A 3,415-nucleotide genomic window follows, 5' to 3' on the forward strand; every position below is an offset into this window, starting at 1 on the left:
TCGCAAGGGCTGCCAGAGTGCCGAGCACCGTGGTGATGACTGACGTCGCGACTCCGACCTTGATGCTATTCAGCAGCGACGAGACGAAGTTGCCATTGGCGAACAGCTCCGAATACCACCGCATGCTGAGGCCCTCGATAGGAAAGACAAGGGCCGGCGTGCTGTGGAAGCTGAATGCCACGATGATCGCGATCGGTGCGAACAGAAAGAACAGGTAGGCTGAGAGGTAGGTTCGCAACATCGTGATCACCCGTGATAGCGTCGGCCAGGTGCCAGGCGGGCACCTCGCAGCAGTAGAACGAAGACCACGTAGACGACGATGAAGGTCGCCATCATCACGAAAGCCATCGCGGAGCCCAATGGCCAGTTGCCGGAGCTTCTGAATTGGTTGGCGATGAGTAGGCCGCTCGTCACGCCCTCACGTCCGCCCAAGAGCTGCGGCGTGACGTAGTCGCCCGCCGCAAGGATGAAGCTGAACATGAAGGAGCCGACGATGCCCTTGTAAGTCATTGGGAGGATGACCTTGACTATGACGGATGTGCCCGACGCGCCCAGATCGCGTGCGGCGTCCAGATAGTCCTGCTTCACCTCCCGCATAGCCGAGACGAGGATGAGGAGTGCGAACGGCAGCATGATGTGGATGAGCGTTACCACGGAGGCGAACGGGCTGAAGAGGATGATTTCCAGGGGCTTGTCGATGATGCCGGTGCTCATCAGGAATGAGTTGATGACCCCGTTTGTGCCGAGGATTGTCCGCCAGGCATAGACGCGCACCAAGTAGCTGGAAAACCATGACAGGAGGACGAGGTAGAGAATGAGGTTGGATTTCGCGCGGTAGACCAGATAGTAGGCCACGGGAAAGCTAAGGATCACCGAGAAAAGCGCGGTAAAGAAACCGTTCTTCAAGCCCACCCAGGTCGCCTGCCAGAAGCCGGCTGCGTTCATCAGCTTGACGTAGTTCTGGATGTTCCAGACGGGCTCGATGACGAACGAGCGCGCGGTGAAGAAGCTCGTCACGAACAGGATAATTACGGGCAGGACGAAGAAGACAAGCAGGAACGCCATCGGCAACGAAGCCAGGCCAAAACCCCTTGGCAGGACGAACGGCGACTTCATGGTTCGCCTCTTCCAATCAGGTGTGTCAATAAAGTCTACGGTGGTCACCATCGGTAATCCAGTCTCAGGCGCTGTCCGCGTCGTAGGTGCGGAACAGCGGATTCGAGAGGACGCGACGGCGTCGGATGCGAAGCCGTCGCGCTGGTTCATAATCAGAAGCCCTGCCGGAAGTCGGCCCAGACCTGCAGCCAGTCATCGTAAGTGGCGTACTGGTCGGACGTACGCGGGGGCTGGCCGTAGATTCTGATGTGCTTGAACTGCTCGTCGAAGTTTGCGTAGTCGAAGAGCGCCTTGGTGGTCTCGTCCATGAGCGGGACCGCCTTCTTAGACACTGTGCTGCAGACCGCCGTCTTGCTGACCGACGCCTGAACCTGCGGGTCGAGGGCCTGGTTGATGTAGGCGTAGGCGGAGTCAATGTTCTCGGCATTCTTCGGGATGAACCAGGCGTCGGCCCAGACTGCGCCGCCTTCCGTTGGATAAATCGCGACAGTCTTCACGTTCTGCTTGGCGGTCTCGAGCGGAACGGCGCTCCAGACGCAGAAGCAAGCCGCGATTTCGCCCGAGGCGAACAGCGAAATGACGTCACCGTTCGACGATGCGAACACTTTCGTCTGGTCCCGATAGGGCTTTAGCTTCTCCATGCAGTCGGTAAGTTCATCCTTGGTCATGTTCGGGAACTTGTCGCCATACCCGGTGACCTTTGCAATCTGTGGCCAAAGGGTGAGGGGGTTGTCCAGGAACGCGACCTTGCCCTTGAGTTCCGGCTTCAGAAGGTCGGTGTAACTCTTGACCTCTGTACCGGCCAGTTCCGGATTGATGACGATAGTGTCGAGGCCCCAGCACCACGGAATAGCCCACTGGGTTTCATCCCAATGCCACATGTCGCCCTGGTAGAAGGGAGGATAAATATCTTCCTTGGTGTAGTTCGGCACCTTGGACGTATCGAGCGGCGTAAGGACCTTGAGCTCGTTGTAGATCGCGTTGTAGCCGTTCGAATATTCGGCGGCGTCGAGCCTGACGGCGTTGTCCCCTACGATCTTGGCGGTGACGTCGTCCTGGCTGGCCATGATGGCCGCGCGGACCGTGAGGTTATGCTGCTTGCGCCATTCTTCGGTTTCCTTCTCCATCGTGTAGCCTTCCCAGGCCATGATTTCGAGGTTGCCGCCGATTTCGGCGCGGGCTTCAGGCACCCAGGCGCCAAGGGTCGCGCCCGCGGTGAGGGCGGCCGAGCCCATAAGGAAGCGACGCCGATCCAGCATGATGCTGTCGAGTAGTTCGGCGGTGCGCGCCTTGGTGGGCAGGTTGTTGTCCGTCGTCTTGGAATTCATTCTAGGCTCCCAGTGTTGGTTGTTGAAGTTCCCGTCTTCACCAAGTCGCGCGGAACATGCGTCCCGCGCGCTCGATCTGTTGTTCATTCGGCTGCCTGGAGCGTGCCGCAATGCTGGCGCAGGCGCGGCATAACGTCCGTGGCAAGCAGTTCCATGGAGCGCTTGTGGACGGCGGGCTGATCCCAGTCCTTCTGCGTCATGAGGAGTTCGCCGAACGGACCGCCGACCTCGTCGACGAACGCGACGAGCTTGTCGAGCACCGTCTTTGGCGAGCCGGACATGACCATCCAGTCGAGGCAGTTCTGGACCGTGATGTCGCTGTCCAGGGTGTTCATGCTTGGCTTGAGAACGCCGAGAAGCTTGAACGCCTTCATGTCCTCGACGATGTATTCGTAGTACCAGCGGTACGACGACGTGTCGTTGGCCAGGTATTCTTGGGCTTCCTGATCGGAATCGGTGACGAGGATCGAACGGGCGATGCGCCACTTGTTGCGGTCTGGACGCTTGCCAGCCTTTTCGCAGCCGATGACGTACTGATCCCAATGTGTCTTGACGTTGGCGACAGGCGTGAAGTTCGCCGAAACGATGCTCCATCCCTGTTCGCCCGCCTGACGGGCGCTCGAAGAAGAGGGGCTCATGACAGAGATGGCGAGTTCCGGACCCGGCTTCTGGTATGGCTTCAGCATCGGGCCAAAACCGAGGCTCGGGATAAGGGTCTTCTCGACCACGACATCCCAGTACTTGCCCTTGATGTTGTAGGGAGGATCGGACGCCCAGATTTTTTGGATGATCGAGATCGACTCGGTGGTCATCTCGGCGCGGTTCTTCTCGCTGGTGCCGAACAATTCCATGTCGGTGACGAGACCGCCTGGACCCACACCCATGATGAAACGACCCTCAGACAGGTGATCGAACTGCGCGATCTGTCCGGCAAGGCGCGCAGGATGATGCTGCGGCAGGGTCAGGACGCC

Annotated in this window: 3 protein-coding genes and 1 pseudogene; all 4 read right to left on the bottom strand. The window is 59.1% G+C overall.

Annotated elements, in window-relative coordinates; translation table 11 throughout:
- Positions 1-241: pseudogene (locus EOA13_RS36645) on the bottom strand (ABC transporter permease); the annotation flags it as partial.
- Positions 242-246: 5 nt separating this feature from the next.
- Positions 247-1,167 carry an ABC transporter permease gene (locus EOA13_RS36650; RefSeq protein ID WP_127297991.1) on the bottom strand — a complete coding sequence of 307 codons (921 nt, stop codon included), beginning with the start codon at positions 1,165-1,167 and terminating at the stop codon, positions 247-249.
- Between the two features lie 101 nt (positions 1,168-1,268).
- On the bottom strand, positions 1,269-2,444 hold the full coding sequence (locus tag EOA13_RS36655) for a substrate-binding domain-containing protein (RefSeq protein WP_127297992.1): 1,176 nt from the start codon (positions 2,442-2,444) through the stop codon (positions 1,269-1,271).
- Between the two features lie 83 nt (positions 2,445-2,527).
- The coding region (locus EOA13_RS36660; RefSeq protein ID WP_164780593.1) for an LLM class flavin-dependent oxidoreductase at positions 2,528-3,415 on the bottom strand (888 nt) is incomplete at its 5' end.

Origin of the sequence: Mesorhizobium sp. M7A.F.Ca.US.011.01.1.1 (assembly GCF_003998295.1) — a bacterium.
Taxonomy (GTDB): domain Bacteria; phylum Pseudomonadota; class Alphaproteobacteria; order Rhizobiales; family Rhizobiaceae; genus Mesorhizobium.